16 protein-coding genes and 1 pseudogene are annotated in these 17,104 nt (G+C 38.5%); 3 read left to right on the forward strand and 14 right to left on the reverse strand.

Annotation, left to right across the window (positions count from 1 at the left end; translation table 11 throughout):
• Window positions 1-135: 135 nt before the first annotated feature.
• The 4 genes from hflX to CJZ72_RS01920 all read right to left on the reverse strand — a co-directional run bounded on the left by hflX (window position 136) and on the right by CJZ72_RS01920 (window position 3,906).
• Window positions 136-1,371 (reverse strand): GTPase HflX, encoded by a 1,236-nt coding sequence (gene hflX, locus CJZ72_RS01905; protein WP_081135300.1) that lies wholly within the window; start codon window positions 1,369-1,371, stop codon window positions 136-138.
• Window positions 1,372-2,289 carry a tRNA (adenosine(37)-N6)-dimethylallyltransferase MiaA gene (gene miaA / locus CJZ72_RS01910; RefSeq protein ID WP_081135303.1) on the reverse strand — a complete coding sequence of 306 codons (918 nt, stop codon included), beginning with the start codon at window positions 2,287-2,289 and terminating at the stop codon, window positions 1,372-1,374. It lies immediately after the preceding gene.
• A gap of 7 nt (window positions 2,290-2,296) precedes the next feature.
• Complete coding sequence (locus CJZ72_RS01915) at window positions 2,297-3,031, reverse strand: glycerophosphodiester phosphodiesterase (RefSeq protein WP_081135306.1); 735 nt, start codon at window positions 3,029-3,031, stop codon at window positions 2,297-2,299.
• A 347-nt stretch (window positions 3,032-3,378) separates the two neighbouring features.
• Window positions 3,379-3,906, reverse strand: a complete 528-nt coding sequence (locus CJZ72_RS01920) for a hypothetical protein (RefSeq protein ID WP_081135309.1) — start codon at window positions 3,904-3,906, stop codon at window positions 3,379-3,381.
• Window positions 3,907-4,085: 179 nt separating this feature from the next.
• On the opposite strand from CJZ72_RS01920, the gene clpP reads away from it, so the two are divergent.
• Window positions 4,086-4,679, forward strand: coding sequence for an ATP-dependent Clp endopeptidase proteolytic subunit ClpP (gene clpP / locus CJZ72_RS01925; protein WP_005875713.1), 594 nt, complete (start codon window positions 4,086-4,088; stop codon window positions 4,677-4,679).
• A gap of 176 nt (window positions 4,680-4,855) precedes the next feature.
• On the opposite strand, the gene CJZ72_RS01930 is transcribed toward clpP, so the two are convergent.
• From CJZ72_RS01930 to efrA, 5 genes are all read right to left on the reverse strand, one after another.
• Complete coding sequence (locus CJZ72_RS01930; RefSeq protein WP_081135312.1) at window positions 4,856-5,344, reverse strand: gamma carbonic anhydrase family protein; 489 nt, start codon at window positions 5,342-5,344, stop codon at window positions 4,856-4,858.
• Window positions 5,345-5,485: 141 nt separating this feature from the next.
• Window positions 5,486-6,706 carry an IS110 family RNA-guided transposase gene (locus tag CJZ72_RS01935; protein WP_095443576.1) on the reverse strand — a complete coding sequence of 407 codons (1,221 nt, stop codon included), beginning with the start codon at window positions 6,704-6,706 and terminating at the stop codon, window positions 5,486-5,488.
• A 593-nt stretch (window positions 6,707-7,299) separates the two neighbouring features.
• Complete coding sequence (locus CJZ72_RS01945) at window positions 7,300-7,479, reverse strand: hypothetical protein (RefSeq protein WP_016177331.1); 180 nt, start codon at window positions 7,477-7,479, stop codon at window positions 7,300-7,302.
• An 89-nt stretch (window positions 7,480-7,568) separates the two neighbouring features.
• Window positions 7,569-9,335: a multidrug efflux ABC transporter subunit EfrB gene (gene efrB, locus CJZ72_RS01950; RefSeq protein ID WP_053109251.1), complete on the reverse strand. Its 1,767-nt coding sequence runs from the start codon at window positions 9,333-9,335 to the stop codon at window positions 7,569-7,571.
• Window positions 9,332-11,062, reverse strand: a complete 1,731-nt coding sequence (gene efrA, locus CJZ72_RS01955) for a multidrug efflux ABC transporter subunit EfrA (protein WP_005875706.1) — start codon at window positions 11,060-11,062, stop codon at window positions 9,332-9,334. Before efrA ends, efrB begins: the two co-directional genes overlap by 4 nt.
• 390 nt (window positions 11,063-11,452) lie before the next feature.
• Here efrA and CJZ72_RS01960 point away from each other — a divergent pair, with 390 nt between their 5' ends.
• Window positions 11,453-11,665 carry a DNA-directed RNA polymerase subunit epsilon gene (locus CJZ72_RS01960; protein ID WP_005875704.1) on the forward strand — a complete coding sequence of 71 codons (213 nt, stop codon included), beginning with the start codon at window positions 11,453-11,455 and terminating at the stop codon, window positions 11,663-11,665.
• Between the two features lies 1 nt (window position 11,666).
• A complete protein-coding gene (rnjA, locus tag CJZ72_RS01965) occupies window positions 11,667-13,349 on the forward strand; it encodes a ribonuclease J1 (protein WP_005875702.1) in 1,683 nt (560 codons plus the stop codon).
• Window positions 13,350-13,741: 392 nt separating this feature from the next.
• Here rnjA and CJZ72_RS15190 read toward each other — a convergent pair.
• The 5 genes and pseudogenes from CJZ72_RS15190 to CJZ72_RS01990 all read right to left on the reverse strand — a co-directional run.
• Window positions 13,742-13,870: pseudogene (locus tag CJZ72_RS15190) on the reverse strand (DUF3788 family protein); the annotation flags it as partial.
• Between the two features lie 121 nt (window positions 13,871-13,991).
• Window positions 13,992-14,192, reverse strand: coding sequence for a cold-shock protein (locus CJZ72_RS01975; protein WP_005875700.1), 201 nt, complete (start codon window positions 14,190-14,192; stop codon window positions 13,992-13,994).
• Window positions 14,193-14,342: 150 nt separating this feature from the next.
• The gene (gene radC, locus CJZ72_RS01980; RefSeq protein ID WP_005875697.1) at window positions 14,343-15,035 is read right to left on the reverse strand and encodes a RadC family protein; all 693 of its coding nucleotides are present in this window, start codon (window positions 15,033-15,035) and stop codon (window positions 14,343-14,345) included.
• A gap of 56 nt (window positions 15,036-15,091) precedes the next feature.
• Entirely contained in the window at window positions 15,092-15,748 is a 657-nt protein-coding gene (locus CJZ72_RS01985; protein ID WP_081135317.1) for an HAD family hydrolase, read from the reverse strand.
• Complete coding sequence (locus tag CJZ72_RS01990) at window positions 15,738-17,051, reverse strand: bifunctional folylpolyglutamate synthase/dihydrofolate synthase (RefSeq protein WP_005875693.1); 1,314 nt, start codon at window positions 17,049-17,051, stop codon at window positions 15,738-15,740. The genes CJZ72_RS01985 and CJZ72_RS01990 overlap by 11 nt, the downstream gene beginning before the upstream one ends.
• Between the last annotated feature and the right edge of the window lie 53 nt (window positions 17,052-17,104).

Consider the following 17,104-nt stretch of genomic DNA (forward strand, 5'->3'; position numbering starts at 1 on the left):
AAAAGCTTGTCAATCACCTATGTTACATTTCCTAACATGAAACTTCGATTTTTTTATAAAAAAACACAGATATCTTTTTTTAGATATCCGTGTCCTTATTAATATAATAAATAGAAATAAATAAATAACTGAAATTTATTCTATTTTTAACCATTTTGATGTTTTTTTAGCAAAACCTCTTACTTCGTAGCTATTTTGGGCTTCAATAAAGTGTTCACTCAATACAAGCGTTTGTCGACGTAACGCACTCAATTTCTGACCCTCGTCACTTGCAACAAGTAGTGTGTAAGGTTCTAGCAATTCCATCAGCTGGCGTTTTATCCCAGTAATCAATTGGTCTTTGCCTTCCACACTTTGAGCAGAGATCAATACATTCGGGAATAGTGTCGGCGTAAAGAGAGCGGGGTCGATCTGATCCGCTTTATTATATACCGTCAATACAGGCATTTCGTTCATTTTTAATTCTTCCATCAACTGTAATACAGTTTGTTCTTGTAACGTTCGATCTGGCGAACTTGCATCTACCACGTGTAACAATAGATCCATGTTTTGACTTTCTTCTAGTGTCGAATGAAAAGCATCAATCAGCTGCGTAGGCAAATCCTGAATGAATCCAACTGTATCTGTCACAGTGATTTCAAACCCTTCAGCGAACCGCCATTTTTTAGTTAATGGGTCCAGCGTCGCAAACAATTGGTCTTTAGAATACGTATCTGCTTGTGTGAGAAGATTTAATATCGTTGATTTCCCAGCATTTGTATAGCCGATCAAACCAATCTGAAAAACCTCACCCGTCTGACGTTTTTGTCTGCTCCTTTCCCGATGTGCTTCTACTGCCTTCAATTCACGCTTGACTCCTAGAATTTTGTTGCGGATGTGACGGCGATCTGTTTCCAGTTTTGTTTCCCCTGGTCCTCTTGTTCCAATTCCGCCCCCAAGTCTTGACATCGACTTTCCTTGACCAGCTAAACGTGGCAAAAGATATTCTAATTGTGCCAGCTCGACCTGCAGCTTCCCTTCTTTCGAGCGTGCCCGCATCGCAAAAATATCTAGGATCAATTGTACCCGATCAATGACAGGAAGACCGACTGCTTCACCTACTAATTGACTTTGTCTAGGAGTCATTTCATGATTGAAGATGATGAGGTCTGCTTCGTAAGCATCTGCTTGTTGGATCAATTCTTGCAACTTCCCTTTTCCAATGATCGTTTGCCGATCTACTTGTGGTCTTTTTTGTGTCAATGTGAATACCACTTTCCCAGAAGCTGTCATGGTCAGCTTACTTAACTCAGTCATTGATTCTTCAAAATAGCGTTGATTTTCTTCTGTTTCAACGCCCACGATGATGACTTTTTCCTGTCCATTTTCCATCTATTTTTCCTCCAGCCACTTTTTGATCACTCGCTCGATCTCTTCTTGTTGCTTTGGCTGTTCTAACAAGTCAAACCATTGCGCTTTTAGCCGATTACGAAACCAAGTCAATTGTCGTTTTGCGTAACGTCTTGAGTTCTGTTTGATTTGTTCAACAGCTTCTTCCAAGGTTATTTCTCCTTTAAAATAGGGGTACAATTCTTTGTAGCCGATCCCCTGGCTTGCCTGTATCTCACCCAAGCTGTAAACAAAGCGTGCTTCGTCAACCAACCCCGCTGCGATCATTTGGTCCACTCGCTGATCAATTCGTTGATACAGAAGTTTCCTGTCTGTATCTAGCCCGATCATACAATATTCATATAAGCATTGCGGTTTTTCTTTTGGTGTCATGATACTATAACCAGTTACTTCAAACACTTCTAAAGCACGGATGACTTTTCTTTGATTGTTCCAATGGATCTTTTCAGCTGCCAATGGATCTTTTTCTTTTAAATACTCCCATAACTGTTTTTTCCCGATTTTTCCAGCCAACTCTTCATATTTTTTTCGAACATCAGACACCACTTCTTCTTTTGCTCCCAGCTGGTAATCATAAAGCAACGATTGAATATAGAGTCCTGTCCCACCAGCAATGATCGGTAGATGCCCTCTCTCAGTTATTTCAGTAATCAGCTGTCTACCAGCCTTTTGGAAGTCTGCTACAGAATAATTATCTGTTGGTTCGATCACATCGATCAAATGATGGGGAATCCCACTCATCTCTGAAGTACTGATTTTTGCAGTTCCAATATCAAGTTTTTTATAGATTTGCAGAGAGTCTCCACTAATGATCTCTCCATTGAATTTTTTTGCCAACTCCACACTAAGGGCGGTTTTCCCGACCGCTGTGGGTCCGACGATCACAAGTACTTTTTCCATCGTTATCCTACTTTTTCATTGATTGTTTTAGTCTTATTGCTCTTTCAGGAAAATCCGTGATGATTGCATCCATCGGCTGATTGAAACATTGGATCATTTGTGCTTCTTCATTGATCGTCCAACATCTGATTGCCTTAGGAAAGGCTTGGACTTCTTCCAGATTGGAAAAGTACCAATCAACTTTGGGATGGATTCCTTCTAAATAAGTTGTATTTTTGCCTAAGGTCACTTTTTTCTGCGAGCTACTTAATAATAGGTCTAGCTGTACATCGGTTTCTAAAAGAGATAACCGCTTTAAAGAATCTATATTGAAACTGCAATACGCATGTTGGAAAGGCCAAACACTATTGGTCAATAGCTTGGAGACTTTTTCTTCAATGCCTGCATATTCATATTTATCTGTTTTGATTTCAATCATCACTGTTCCACGATAGTTCTTTTGCAAGAGTAGATCCAACACTTCTTTTAACGTCGGAATCTTAGCTGCTGGAAACTTGTCATTGAACCACAGACCCGCATTCAACTTTTTGATTTCTTCTAGTGTCTTTTCTCGAACAAGTCCTTTGCCATTGGTTGTTCGATCCACCTCTTCGTCATGGATCACGACCAACTCGCCATCTTCTGTCAAATGGACATCCAACTCAATGCCATCTGCATTTACCCGAACAGCTTCAGCAAATGCTGGCAATGTATTTTCTGGATGCGTCCCACTACTACCTCGATGGGCAAAAATCTGTACCATATCACTTCACTCCGATCCACTTTATTGTAACACAGGAAAAAGTAGTGACAACTGTGATTTATCCTATCCATATGTGAAGAAACACCAATTGATATAGCAACTATCAACTCACATCACTTGTAGCAAACCAAATAAAACAAATGTGGGACAACTCTAAAAATCAGGTTTGCTACAGACTCTCGAATAAACGGCGTCCAAAAGTCAGGTTCAAAAAAAACGAGCAATACAAAAAACGTATTGTTCGTTTTTCTCTTCAATTTCTCAAACCTTAACGACTTTTGTCTCGGCCTCAGCTTTATCTCATTATTTGTTTCGCCATTTTCATGAGAATAGCATTCCACAGACTACTAGCTCCATACATCATCTTTTGAGAAAAAGCCGATTGGTTGTCTTGTGACATTCTTTAATTGTGCTTTTTTTTCAATGATCATTTCATTTAAGTTATCGGTGAAATTTTCCAAAATGACCCGTCCACCTTTATACGCATATCCTCCGATTTTCATTGTTTCATCTGGAGAAAGAATGACTTTTCGATGGGCGATATTTTTAAACAACTCGTCCAAGATATAGTTCGGTAGGTAAAAATTATTTTGAGCGGAGAAAGACTGTAAATAAGCAAAATCATCGATCGTGATATAGCAATCATCGAATGCATCAAAACTAACATATTCATCTAATAAGGTCGCTCTTTTTTGCAATATCTCATTGATTTTTTTATTTAATTGATTCAACGTTTCTATTTCTTTGACTTTCAACTCTAATTCACGTCTTCGCTGTTCTTTATTTTCAAGATGGCGCATTTGGATAGCCATTCCTATATATACGATGATAGCACCTAATAAGACGCCAATAAAGCCTACGATACCAACTACCAATTCGTATTCCTCCTTGTTTTGCATTTCAATTTTTATCATAACATAAATTCATATGATAGACCTATTTCGCCAAAGTTTTTTATTTGACCTTTATTGACCAAAAATGTATACTACATTCTAGGTATTAGAAATCAATTTATGTTACACTATTTCTAAAGAAATCAAGGAGGAACCTTATTATGAATTTAATCCCTACAGTTATCGAACAATCCTCTCGTGGCGAAAGAGCCTACGATATTTATTCTCGTCTATTAAAAGACCGGATCATCATGCTGAGTGGACAAGTAACAGATGATTTAGCAAATTCAATCATCGCTCAATTACTTTTCCTAGATGCGCAAGATTCTGAAAAAGACATCTATCTATACATCAACTCACCTGGTGGATCTGTTACAGCTGGTATGGCGATCTACGATACGATGAACTTCGTGAAAGCAGATGTCCAAACAATCGTTATGGGTATGGCTGCTTCTATGGGTAGCTTCTTACTTACAGCTGGGAAAAAAGGCAAACGTTTTGCTTTACCAAACGCTGAAATCATGATCCATCAACCTCTTGGCGGAGCACAAGGACAAGCAACAGAAATCGAGATTGCAGCGCGTCACATTTTACAAACTCGTGAACGCTTAAATAAAATCTTGGCTGAACGTACTGGTCAACCACTTGAAGTAATCGAAAAAGATACAGATCGTGACAACTATATGACTGCTGAACAAGCAAAAGCATACGGTTTGATTGATGAAGTAATGGAAAACAGTGCTTCTTTAAATTAATCGGAGAGTGCTGAATAAGTTCCGTGCCTAAAAAATTCGTACAACAAACGAGCCGAATAACGAAAACTATCTAGGTAGTTTTTCCGTTATTCGGCTCGTTTTGTTTATCCAGAAGAAAAACATTTTTTATCCGTTAGACAAGGCAGTCAAAAGTAGACTCCCAAAGAATCTTCATGCTATTGTATCTGATCGAACTCGCCTTTCAGGTATTTTTCTCCTAGATCGACATAATGCTGGATATTTTGCCTATTCTTTTCGATCTCTTCTTCCGTAAGCGGGCGGATCACTTTGGCTGGTCGGCCAAAAGCCAATACATTGGGTGGGATGACTTTTCCTTCCGTTACTAGCGATCCAGCGCCGATCAAGCTATTTTCTCCAATCACTGCATGATTCAAAATCGTGGAACCCATGCCGATCAGTGCCCCTTTTTCAATCGTACAGCCATGCAGCAAACATTGGTGCCCAATAGTCACATTTTCAGCGACTTCGACAGGTGCATCATGATCCACATGAATGATCGTGCCATCTTGAATATTAGTGTTTGACCCAATCTTGATCGTGTTACTGTCACCACGTACAACTGCTTGATACCAAACAGTTACTCCTTCCCCAAGTCCAACATCACCGACAACAGTGGCGTTTGGGGCAATAAATCGTTCTTTCATCCATGCTCCCCTTTCTTTCCTACGTTTAGTCAAGTACTTTTTTCTATTGGTTTTTATCAAGAAAAAAGTATACGAAATAAGCCTAATAAATTAGAAATTTTTTTATTAGGTATGCTATAATTCTAGGTAAGGATATATTCCTTATTGGTCGTTAGAGGCCGTGTATGAGTAATCATACGGACTTGAATGTCGTACCATCGAATGGAGACATTTCAAGAGCTTGTTGATGCAGGCGACGAGCGCAACCTTATGCTTTTTGGGCGAAGGTTGCGTTTTTAGTTTATAGTAATAGTCCACAAGATGATTGGGCCCCGCCGCTTGTTGTCGAATCATGTTCATCATAATAAAATACAAATTTTTTCGGGCCTTCGGATTCCCATGTTTATTCATGTGTTCTTTGGCTGTATATTTTCCAGATTGATATCTTCTGGTATCAACACCGACGAAAGCATTCAATTGCTTATGAGAAGAAAAACGCCGAATATCCCCTAATTCACCAATAATGAGTCCTGCAGAAAGTTCACCAATTCCAGGGATACTTTGATAGAAATCAAATTCTATTGTTTGTTTCGCAATGTCAACTAGCTGTTTGGCGAGTTGTTCTTTTGTTACAAGCAATTGTTTCAATTGTTGGGCATAATACACGACTTTTTGAACAGAAATACTTTGTCCAGATTCAGCTGGATAAGAATTTTGCGCAAGTGAAAGTAAGGTTTGTGCTTTAGCCAAGGCTTTTTGATCGGAGATTTTTTTATCCGTATTTTTCTTTAACACATTTTTTACCTTAGTTTGGCTTAAGTGTGCCAAGTAATCAGGGTGGGGGAAAAGTTCGACAAGATTCAAGGCGAGTTTTGATAACCTGTTCGTGAAAAGTGTTTCCAATTCTGGGAAAGTCAATTGTAAAGCGGTATGCAGGTTCATTCTCGTGCGTTTAATGTCCCTTTCAATTTGTTGATAAAAGCGTGCAAAATCGCGTGTTTGTTTATAGACTTCTGTTTGAGATTGTTTTTGTTTCCGCAAAAATTGACCGTGTGTTTGTGCCAGTCGATGGGCATCTCGTTTATCCGTTTTGACTGAACGTAAGTCAATATTCAGTTGTCTTTTCGCTTCTAAAGGGTTTAATAAACAATAGGCGAAATGATTCTTTTGACAAAAAGTTTCAATGACTCTTGAATAAACCCCCGTTGCTTCAAAAACGATTTGTGGTCGTTCTGGAAGAGCATAAATTTCTTGAAGAAGTGCATTGAAATGTGTTTTATCGTGAAGAATTTCTTGTTCAAAAAGACAAGTATTTTCATGATAAATAACGACATAACTTTTTCCCATTGAGACATCTAAAGCAAGTACATACATAATTTTCATCTCCTAAGAAGTGTTGAAAGATTCTTCACTGCTTCATTTCGTTCCTAATTTCCTTTACACGGGCTCGAAGCCCCAACATACTTAAACCAGGTTTTAAAATGACAGTGAAGAAGACCATTTTTTGTTTGGGACTCGTAGTCCAAGAAAGTGTGGTAGGTCTTTCTTTCACAACCAACTATACGCTTAAAAGAGCGTTAGAGGGTAATTTCATCCGTCGATGAATTTACCCTCTAATCTTAGTATGTTTTGTTGTTCATTATAACAGAATCGTGATGACTGCAACAAAAAGAAGATGAGAAAAAGGAAAATTCACCTTTCACTCATCTTCTAAATCAAACAGTAGAAATAGTAGCCTCTTTGAAAAGAAATCGAGATTCTCAAAAATTTGTAAAGAGGTTGGGACAGAAGTGTTTAACTCCGAGAAATAAGAAGAAATGAACGAAAATTGCTTTTCTAATTTTTGTGGATTTCGGCTTATTTTCGAAGGAGTTGCTTCTGCTCCCACCGTTTATTCGTTTTTAAAGAGTGGGACAAAAGTGTTTCTTACTTTTGTCCCACTCTCAGCTTATTTCTCATGACTTGATACTTCTCATTTAGGCTTCCAAATGTTCTAATACAGATTCATATGCCACAACTTGTGCTCGTAACCGTTCGATTTGTAGTTCATTTTCAATAAAATTAATGGAATTTCCTAGTTCTTCTTGTCGGCGTGTTGTCAAACGGTCGATTTCCTTCTTTGTTTCAGCAATTTTTTTGTCCAAAAATTCTTGCATGATCTCATCTCCGCTTCTTATTTGATACATTAAGCGTACCACCAACGACACAGAAAAACAAAAATAAACCTTCTTTTTTGTTGCGCTTTTTACGCCTCTATTACTTCTTCTGCAAATTGACTATTGTAGAGTTTTTCATAGAAACCACCTTGTGCAAGCAAGCTTTCATGTGTTCCTTTTTCGATGATCTGTCCTTGATCCATCACTAAGATCAGATCAGCATCTCGAATCGTGGATAACCGATGGGCGATCACGAAACTGGTTCGTCCTTTCATCACGCGATCCATTGCTTTTTGGATCAATGCCTCAAGACGTGTATCCACTGAACTGGTTGCTTCATCTAAAATCAAAATCTTAGGATCAGAAACCACAGCACGAGCAATCGTCAACAGTTGTTTTTGCCCTAGAGAAACATTGTCCCCTTCAGAATTGATCTCCATTTCATAACCATCCGGCATCGTTCGTATGAAGTGATCGACATTGGCTGTTTTCGCAGCATCAACCACTTCATAATCTGTCGCATCCAATTTACCAAAACGGATATTGTCCGCAATCGTTCCTTCATACAGCCACGCGTCTTGCAGAACCATACCGAACAATGACCGAACGTCACTTCGACTCATTGATTTTGTATCGATACCATCGATTTTTATAGCCCCATGTGTCACATCATAAAAACGCATCAATAGGTTGATCAACGTCGTTTTTCCTGCGCCTGTAGGACCTACGACTGCTACTGTCTGCCCTGCTTTGACCTCAAAATTCAAGTCTTGGATCAACGGTTTTTTTGGATCATAGGCAAAATCCACATGTTCAAACGAAACATTTCCTAATATTGTTTCCGGAAGAGTGACATCTACTTTATTTTCTTTTTCCTCTGGTTCATCTAAAATCTCAAAGACACGCTTTGTAGCCGCCGAAGCGCTTTGTAGAACAGAAGACAATTGCGTGATATTTCCCATTGGTTGGCTGATTTGCCAAATATATTGGATGAACGCTTGCAGTTGTCCCACAACGATCACACCTGAAATCACATAAAAACTACCCAATACAGCCATTCCGATATACGTAGCATAGGCGGTAAGTTGAACTAAAGGCATCATCAGGCCAGAAATAAACGCTGCTTTGAATCCATAATGTTTCAACGAATGATTGACCTTTTTAAATCCTTCAAAGGTCTCTTGTTCCCGACCGTAGACTTTCAATACACTAAAACCAGTCATATTTTCTTGAACATAGCCATTCAATTCCCCCAATGAATTTTGCATTTGTTGGAAGTATTTTTGGGAAGCGTTGATCACTCGTTTAGAGATCCAGATGGAAGCTGGGATCATGATCATTGAAATCAGAGCCATGATTGGTTGTATATAAAACATCATTACCGCTGCCATCGTAATTCCTAAAATCGCATTCACGACGCCAATAAACGCTTGTTGCAAAGCACCACTGACAGCATCCACATCGTTAGTGACACGAGATAAGATATTTCCTTGCTGGTTCTTGTCAAAATAAGAAACCGGCAAGCGATTGATTTTTTCCTCGATATCTCTTCTCAAATCTTGCATTGCACTTTGCACAACATTGGTCATCAAAACACCTGAAAGCAATTGGGAAACACAATAGCCGATCCCAACAACCGTGATCCAAATCAAACACTTAAAAATATAATCAAAGTTGATCGACTCACCATTCGCAATATTATTGCTGATTTCAGTGGTTGGCAAACCAACTACGTAAGGTAGTGCGGCATTGAATGCGACCGTCAATACGGTAAACAATAAAACAAAGATAAACGTCAATTTATAGGGTTTGATATAACGAGCTAATCGTTTTAAGGAAGCAAATGTATTTTTCATGCTAATTCCTCCTTCGATAACTGTGAAGCAGCTATATCATAATAGATCGGGCAATTTTCCAATAACTCTCGATGCGTGCCCATACCTACCACTTCGCCCTCATTCAAGACAATGATCTTATCGGCATGCATGATCGTTCCTACACGTTGTGCCACGATCAAGACAGTTGATTCTGTCGTTTCTTTTTTCAGTCTTGCACGAAGCTTCGCATCCGTTTGATAGTCCAATGCAGAGAAACTGTCATCAAAAATATAGATCTCCGGTCTGCGAATAATTGCACGTGCTATTGCAAGCCGTTGTTTTTGTCCACCTGAGAAGTTTGCTCCCCCTTCGGAAAGATGTTCATCATATCCATCGGTTTTCTTAGATATAAAATCCGCTGCCTGAGCAATTTCGGCAGCTTGTTCCATCTCTTCTTGGGTTGCATCCTCTTTACCATATCTCAAATTTTCAGCGATCGTTCCAGTAAACAACAGCGCTTTTTGTGGAATAAAGCCGATTTTATCTCGAAGTTTGCTTAAGCGATAGTCACGCACATCTACTCCATCAATTAAAATCTCGCCGTCACTGACATCGTAAAAACGAGGAATCAGTTGGATCAGTGTTGATTTCCCACTACCAGTACTCCCAATAAACGCTACCGTTTCTCCAGGAGAAGCAGTGAAACTTACGTTGCGGATCACTGGCTCTTGTGAATGTCCTGGATAGGCAAAGGTCACATTTTTAAATTCAATATACCCTTTTGTCTTTGTTTCCGAAACGCCATTAGGATCTTCGGTGATTGATGGAGAAGCATCCAATGCTTCTTGGATACGTCCTGCAGAAACTGCTGCACGTGGATACATCATGAAGACACTTGCAAATAGCATGAATGAGAACAGCGCATGGAAAATATATTCGATAAATGCGATCAAGTCACCTACTTGTAACGCTCCTGCTTCAATTTGAACTGTTCCGCTCCAAATGATCAAGACCATAACAATATTGAACAAAAAGTAAAAACCAGGTTGCGCAACAGCCATCAAACGAAAGAGACTCTTTGAACTAGATGCATAATTTTCATTTACTTTTGCAAACCGTTTTTCTTCGAATTTTTCATTGACGAACGCTCGAATAACTCGTAAACCAGATAGATTTTCACGTAATATACTATTGATTTTATCTAAATTCTTCTGCTGTCTTTTTGACAATGGTTCAGAAAATTTAGCAATTGCTACCACGGCGATTAGTAAGAGAGGTAACGCCCCGATCACATACAAACTTAATGATACGCTTGTACGCATGACCATGTAGAGACTCACCACGAACATCATCGGCGTCATAAAACCGATTCTCAAGATATTTTGTAAAAATAGCATGATTTGATACGCATCATTCGTTGTTCGAGTAATCAAAGATGCTACCCCTAATGTTTCATATTCTTGGTGTGAGTAACTTTGGATTTTTTTGAATAGATCATCTCTGATATCTGCTACGATATTCGTCGTGATCCGAGAACCAAAATAGCCTAACAATATATTCATAATGATCCCTATCACCGTAATGATGATCATGAAGATTCCTTGTTGTTTGACATAATCGAAATCGTTGTTGCGAATGCCGACATCGATCATTCGAGCCAAGATCGTTGGTAACCCCAACTCGATCAAAATAAAACCAAATACGCAGATAAAATTTAATACAAGATATTTTTTATAGCGCATGGTGTAATGCCACATCAATTTCACTTTCTCATCTCCTTTTAATCAAATTAAATTTAGCCATTAATAAAAATAATAGCATACTCCGTGACTATATAGAACACTTCTAGTGGGAAAAAAATTTTTTTATTACATTCGGATGATAAAAACAATTTTCCTTTCCACCTAGTCGATTTCTATACTTATCACCAATTTTATGCTAAAATAGCAATTAACTATTGTATGTGAAAACCATACAGAAGGGCACGGTTGAAGAACAATCTGAATGGATAAGCAAAACGAGGCTTGTCTCTTTGAGCAAAATCGATCATTTTACTCAAAGCATATGAAAAACTAGGTGGCTTGTCCCCTCGTTTTGTGTTGTCTAAAAATCAACTAGCTAAATTACTGCTATACGCAGATAAAGGAGACTTACTAATGATTTACAAAGTATACTATCAAGAAACAAAGATTCGTAATCCAAAACGAGAAGAAACTCAATCACTTTACATTGAAGCAAGCAGTGATGTCGAAGCACGTCAAAAAGTGGAAGAAAATACCCCATACAATATTGAATTCGTTCAACTTCTAGAAGGAAGCCATCTAGAATACGAAAAAGAAAATGCCGAATTCACTTTAGTGGAGTTTTAAGATGAAACTTTCCATCAAAAATAACGAGACAGGCGTCTTTGCGGTTGGTGGATTAGGTGAAATCGGGAAAAACACGTATGGGGTACAATTTCAAGATGAAATCATCATCATTGATGCTGGAATCAAGTTTCCAGAAGATGACCTTCTTGGAATTGACTACGTAATTCCTGACTACAACTATATCGTTCAAAATATACACAAAGTGAAAGCACTTGTGATCACCCATGGGCATGAAGACCATATTGGTGGGATCCCTTATTTGTTGAAACAAGCAAATATCCCTATCTATGCTGGTCCCCTTGCATTAGCATTGATAACAAATAAGCTTGATGAACATGGTTTGTTACGAGATGCTGAAATGCATGAGATCAATGAAGATACTGTGATCCGATTCAGAAAAACATCAGTTAGCTTCTTCAGAACGACCCATAGTATCCCTGATGCATTAGGTGTCGTTGTAAAAACACCTTCTGGTAACATCGTTGCCACAGGTGACTTCAAATTTGACTTTACGCCAGTTGGTGAACCTGCAAACTTACACAAAATGGCGCGTATTGGTGAAGAAGGTGTTCTTTGCTTGCTATCTGATAGTACAAATGCAGAGATCCCAACGTTCACAAAATCTGAAAAAACGATTGGTCTTTCTATCTTAAAGATTTTTGAAAAGATTGAAGGACGCATCATATTTGCTAGTTTTGCGTCAAATATTTTCCGTTTACAACAAGCCGCGGATGCTGCTGTTGCGACGGGTCGAAAAATCGCTGTATTTGGTCGTAGCATGGAAAATGCAATCGTCAATGGTCAGCGTCTAGGATATATCAAAGTGCCAGATGGGACATTTGTGGATGCACATGAAATCAATCGTTTACCAGCAAATGAAACAATGATTTTATGTACTGGTTCTCAAGGTGAACCAATGGCTGCGTTAAGTCGGATCGCAAATGGCACGCATCGTCAGATCCAAATCCAACCTGATGATACAGTCATCTTTTCAAGCTCACCTATTCCAGGAAATACAACAAGTGTCAATCATTTGATCAACTTGTTATCTGAAGCTGGTGCAGAAGTTATCCACGGCAAAATCAATAACGTCCATACTTCTGGTCATGGTGGTCAAGAAGAGCAAAAATTGATGCTTCGTTTAATGAAACCAAAATATTTTGTTCCAGTTCATGGGGAATTCAGAATGTTGAAAATCCATGCTTCATTGGCCCAAGCCACAGGAGTTCCAGCTGAGAACTGTTTTATCATGGAGAATGGTGATGTGCTAGCTTTAACTAGCGATAGTGCACGTCCCGCCGGTCATTTCGTTGCTGGTGATGTCTACATCGATGGCAGCGGCATCGGTGATATCGGGAATGTCGTATTAAGAGATCGTCACCTACTATCTGAAGAAGGACTGGTCTTAGCAGTTGCGACTGTCGATATCAAGAAGAGAGAAATCTTAGCTGGACCAGATATTCTATCTCGCGGTTTTGTTTATATGCGTGAATCTGGTGAAATGATCAATGAAGCGCAACGAATCTTATTCCACGCTCTTCGCGATGTCTTGAATGCACCAGATTGTTCAGAGCATAAATTAAAAGAAGCCATGACAGGTGCCTTACAACCGTTCTTGTTTGAACGGACTGAAAGACATCCAATGATTCTTCCTATGGTTATGACACCTGACGAAGAAAAATAAAAGCTTTTAAAAAAGTTTGTTCAATATAAAAAGCAGGCAGCCTTTAGAGGCTGTCTGCTTTTTTGATTATCGTCTGATCAATAATCGAAGGAAATATAGATCCAAAGACACAATAGAGCTAAGAAAATGGGAATCCCCTCTTCCGACTTGATACCGCGGAACTGCTGTTGAATACAATAAAAATCATGTGACGGAGGAAGTCGAGACAAAAGTCGTTCATCCCAAACTAGAGTCTGTAGCAAAATTGATTTTTAGATTTGTCCCACATTCTACTGATTGGAAAAATCATCATTTGTCCTTCGACTTAGAAGTTCACTTCTCTTTTTATTTTTAGACAAAAAAAGAGCGTGGGACAAAAGTGAGAAACACTTTTGTCTCATGCTTAAAAAACAAATAAACGGTGGGAGCAGAAGCAACTCCTTCGGAAATAAACCCACATTCACAAAAATTTGAAAAGCAATTTTCGTGAATTTCTTCTTATTTCTCGGAGTTAAACACTTCTGTCCCAACCTCTTTTGGATCGGTGTTTAAAAGTGATCTATATTGACTACAAATACTTTTATAACAACCTCTTATAAACAGTATTTATTCTTTTCCTACAAATCAGTAGGTGAACAACACTTGTTTGGCTTTTTCAAGAAATTATGCTTTTTCAACATTCGTAGCTTGTGGGCCACGATCTGATTCTTCAACATCGAAAGTTACTGCTTGACCTTCTTCTAAAGTTTTGAATCCGTCACCTTGGATAGCTGAAAAGTGAACAAATACGTCACTTCCGTCTTCACGTGAAATAAAACCAAATCCTTTTTCAGCGTTGAACCATTTAACTGTTCCGTTTTCCATTAATAATACCCTCCTCGTGCCTAAGCACTTAATTGATTGTAACATTGCTCGCGTACGATAGAGGTGCAACAGATGTTTCAACTTCTATTCCCAAACAAAATTACAATATAATTGTACACTTGCTTCATTTTTTTTGCAAGAAAGCCACTCTTATTCTTCTTCTAATATCCCTTCTTCTCGTAAACTAAAATATTGCTTTTGCCCAATGATCAAATGATCCAATACATCGATCCCCATCATCTCTCCACATCTCTGTACTCTTCTTGTAAACTGCACATCTTGCTTGGATGGAATAACATTTCCCGATGGGTGATTATGCACAAGAATCAGTCTAGCTGCAGAATAACGAACAGCGTAATGAAAAATTTCTCTTGGATGCGCAATGGTCTGATTCAAGGAACCGATGAACAGCGTTTTTTTCAATATGACTTGGTTCTTCGTATCTAAATAGATACAGACTAAGTGTTCTTGCTGATAATCTTTCATCTCTAAGATCAATTGTTTTGCTAATTCAACACTTGCATGGATCTTAGGCTTGACCTGTACCTGTTCAGCATGAAGCCGAGTACCTAGTTCGATCAGTGCTTTTATCTCAAGAGCTTTTACTTGTCCGATCCCTCTTACTTTTTCTAGTTCAGAAAGCGTAGCTTGACGCAAGAGAGCCAATCCGCCAAATGCTTTTAATAGATGTCCTGCTACTTCTAAAACATTAAAAGGATGTTGACCTGTGCGCAGTAAAATCGCTAGTAATTCTTGGTCAGACAATGATTTTTCTCCATATATCAGCATTCTTTCTCTAGGTAGTGAAGTCATTGGCACCGTGCGCATCAAATTTTTCTCCATAAAAAACCCCCTTTTTCTCTTCACAAAATAAGATACGAAAAAAAGGGGCAATTTTTTTATTTTTTCATCATTTGAGGTACTTCATGTAAGGAAGATAAAACAGCTACTGTTTTTTGTCTTAGTTCTTCGGATGGAAGCAACAGGTCAGGAACCATGATGACAGGTATATTCGCTTGTGCAGCAGCTAGTATGCCGTTTTGTGAATCTTCCAAAATAAGTGTTTCATGCTTTTTCGTGCCTAAGTATTCATTTGCCACTAAGAAGATTTCTGGATCTGGTTTTGCTCGTTGGACATTTTCAGCCGAAATGATTGTTTCAAAATACCCAGTCAACTGATTTTTTTCAAGAAGCAACTGAATGATTTTCCGTTGATTACTTGAGGCAATAACTTTTGGTATTTTATGTTCTTCCAAAAAATCCAATAGTTCCATCACACCAGGTTTCAGTGCCACTTCTCCCTGTGAAAATCGTTGGATAGTTTCATTATATGCTTCTTTTATAAATCGTTGGACAGTGTCTTTCCCAAAGTCAGCAAAAATACGGTGATAGTTTGCCCAAACCTCTTCATCAGACACGCCTAAGAATTTCAAGTAGAGTTCTTTATCATAAGGAAATCCAAAGCGATCAGCCACGACCTGTGTTGCTTCGTAATAAACGATCTCAGTGTCAAACAACAAGCCATCCATATCAAAAATCACTGATTTATAATTCATCATTTCCTCCTAATTGTAACAATAGATTTCGTACATCTGAAATAAAGTAAAGCGAACCAGTCACAACTAAAGCATCTTCATCCGTCATTTTTTCTAATATCTCTGCTAATCCAAATTGCCATAATGAAACGATCGATACTTTGTCATCCACTAAATCTGAAACATTACTCAACTCGATTGCTTTTGGATGTTCAAAAGTTGTTAAGTAAATATGGATATTAGGGACCTTCTTCAATTGTTCGATCATACTTTCCACATTCTTCGTTCTTAATGCAGAAAAAAGCACATTGATATGGTATTCTTTGAATTCTTTTTTTAAATTTTGCACCAATCGTTTAACAGCGTGTGCATTATGGGCACCATCTAAAACTACTAAGGGTTCATTACTCAATTTTTCCATGCGACCAGGCCAATGGGCACGTTTTAGTCCTTTGATGATTTCTTTTTCACGAAATGGGATTTTTTCTTTCAAACAGTAAATTTGATATAATTCGATAGCCATTCCTGCATTTTCTACTTGATGTTGCCCGATCATTGATGTCGTCAGACGTGTCATCTTGCCATGGTCGTTACTAAATGTAAATTGTTCGCCCCAACTTTCTGCAGGATGTTTGTATTCCACATGATACGCATCATCATAGGCAAAAAGAGGTGCATTCCTAAGCTTTGCCTGTTTTTTGATTACTTCTAACGCACGTTTCTCTATATTCCCAGTTACGACAGGTATCCCTTGTTTGATGATCCCTGCTTTTTGTGCAGCAATTTCTTCAATCGTTTCGCCTAAGATATCCGTATGGTCCAAGCCAATTGTAGTAATACCCGTAAGCATTGGTACAGCCACATTTGTCGAATCAAGCAATCCACCTAACCCGACTTCTATGATCGCTACATCCACTTCTTTATTTAAAAAATAATCAAATGCCATGGCTGTCAATGTTTCGAACTCAGTGATCCCAGAAACAGCTTCAAAACGATCTAACTGTTCCACTAATGGCTGATATTTATTTACTAATCCGATCAGATCTTGGTCAGGAATACCTTGTCCGTTGATCGAAATTCTTTCATTGAATGATTCAATGTATGGGGAAGTAAAGGTTCCTACAGTCAAACCAGCCTCTTCTAATAAGCATCTAAGATAAGTGACTGTTGACCCTTTCCCATTCGTTCCTGCTATATGGATTGTTTTGACTTTTCTTTCTGGATGACCGACCACCTCTAGTAATGACTCCACTCGATCTAAACCAGGTCTTGATCCAAAAGGTAAACGACTATGGATCCAAGCAATTGCCTCTTCGATTTTCATTAACGATTCCCCCATTCTTTTTTATTATAACAAAAAGAATACTGATTAACAGA

It is taken from the genome of Enterococcus durans, assembly GCF_002277935.1.
In the GTDB taxonomy this organism is placed as follows: domain Bacteria; phylum Bacillota; class Bacilli; order Lactobacillales; family Enterococcaceae; genus Enterococcus_B; species Enterococcus_B durans.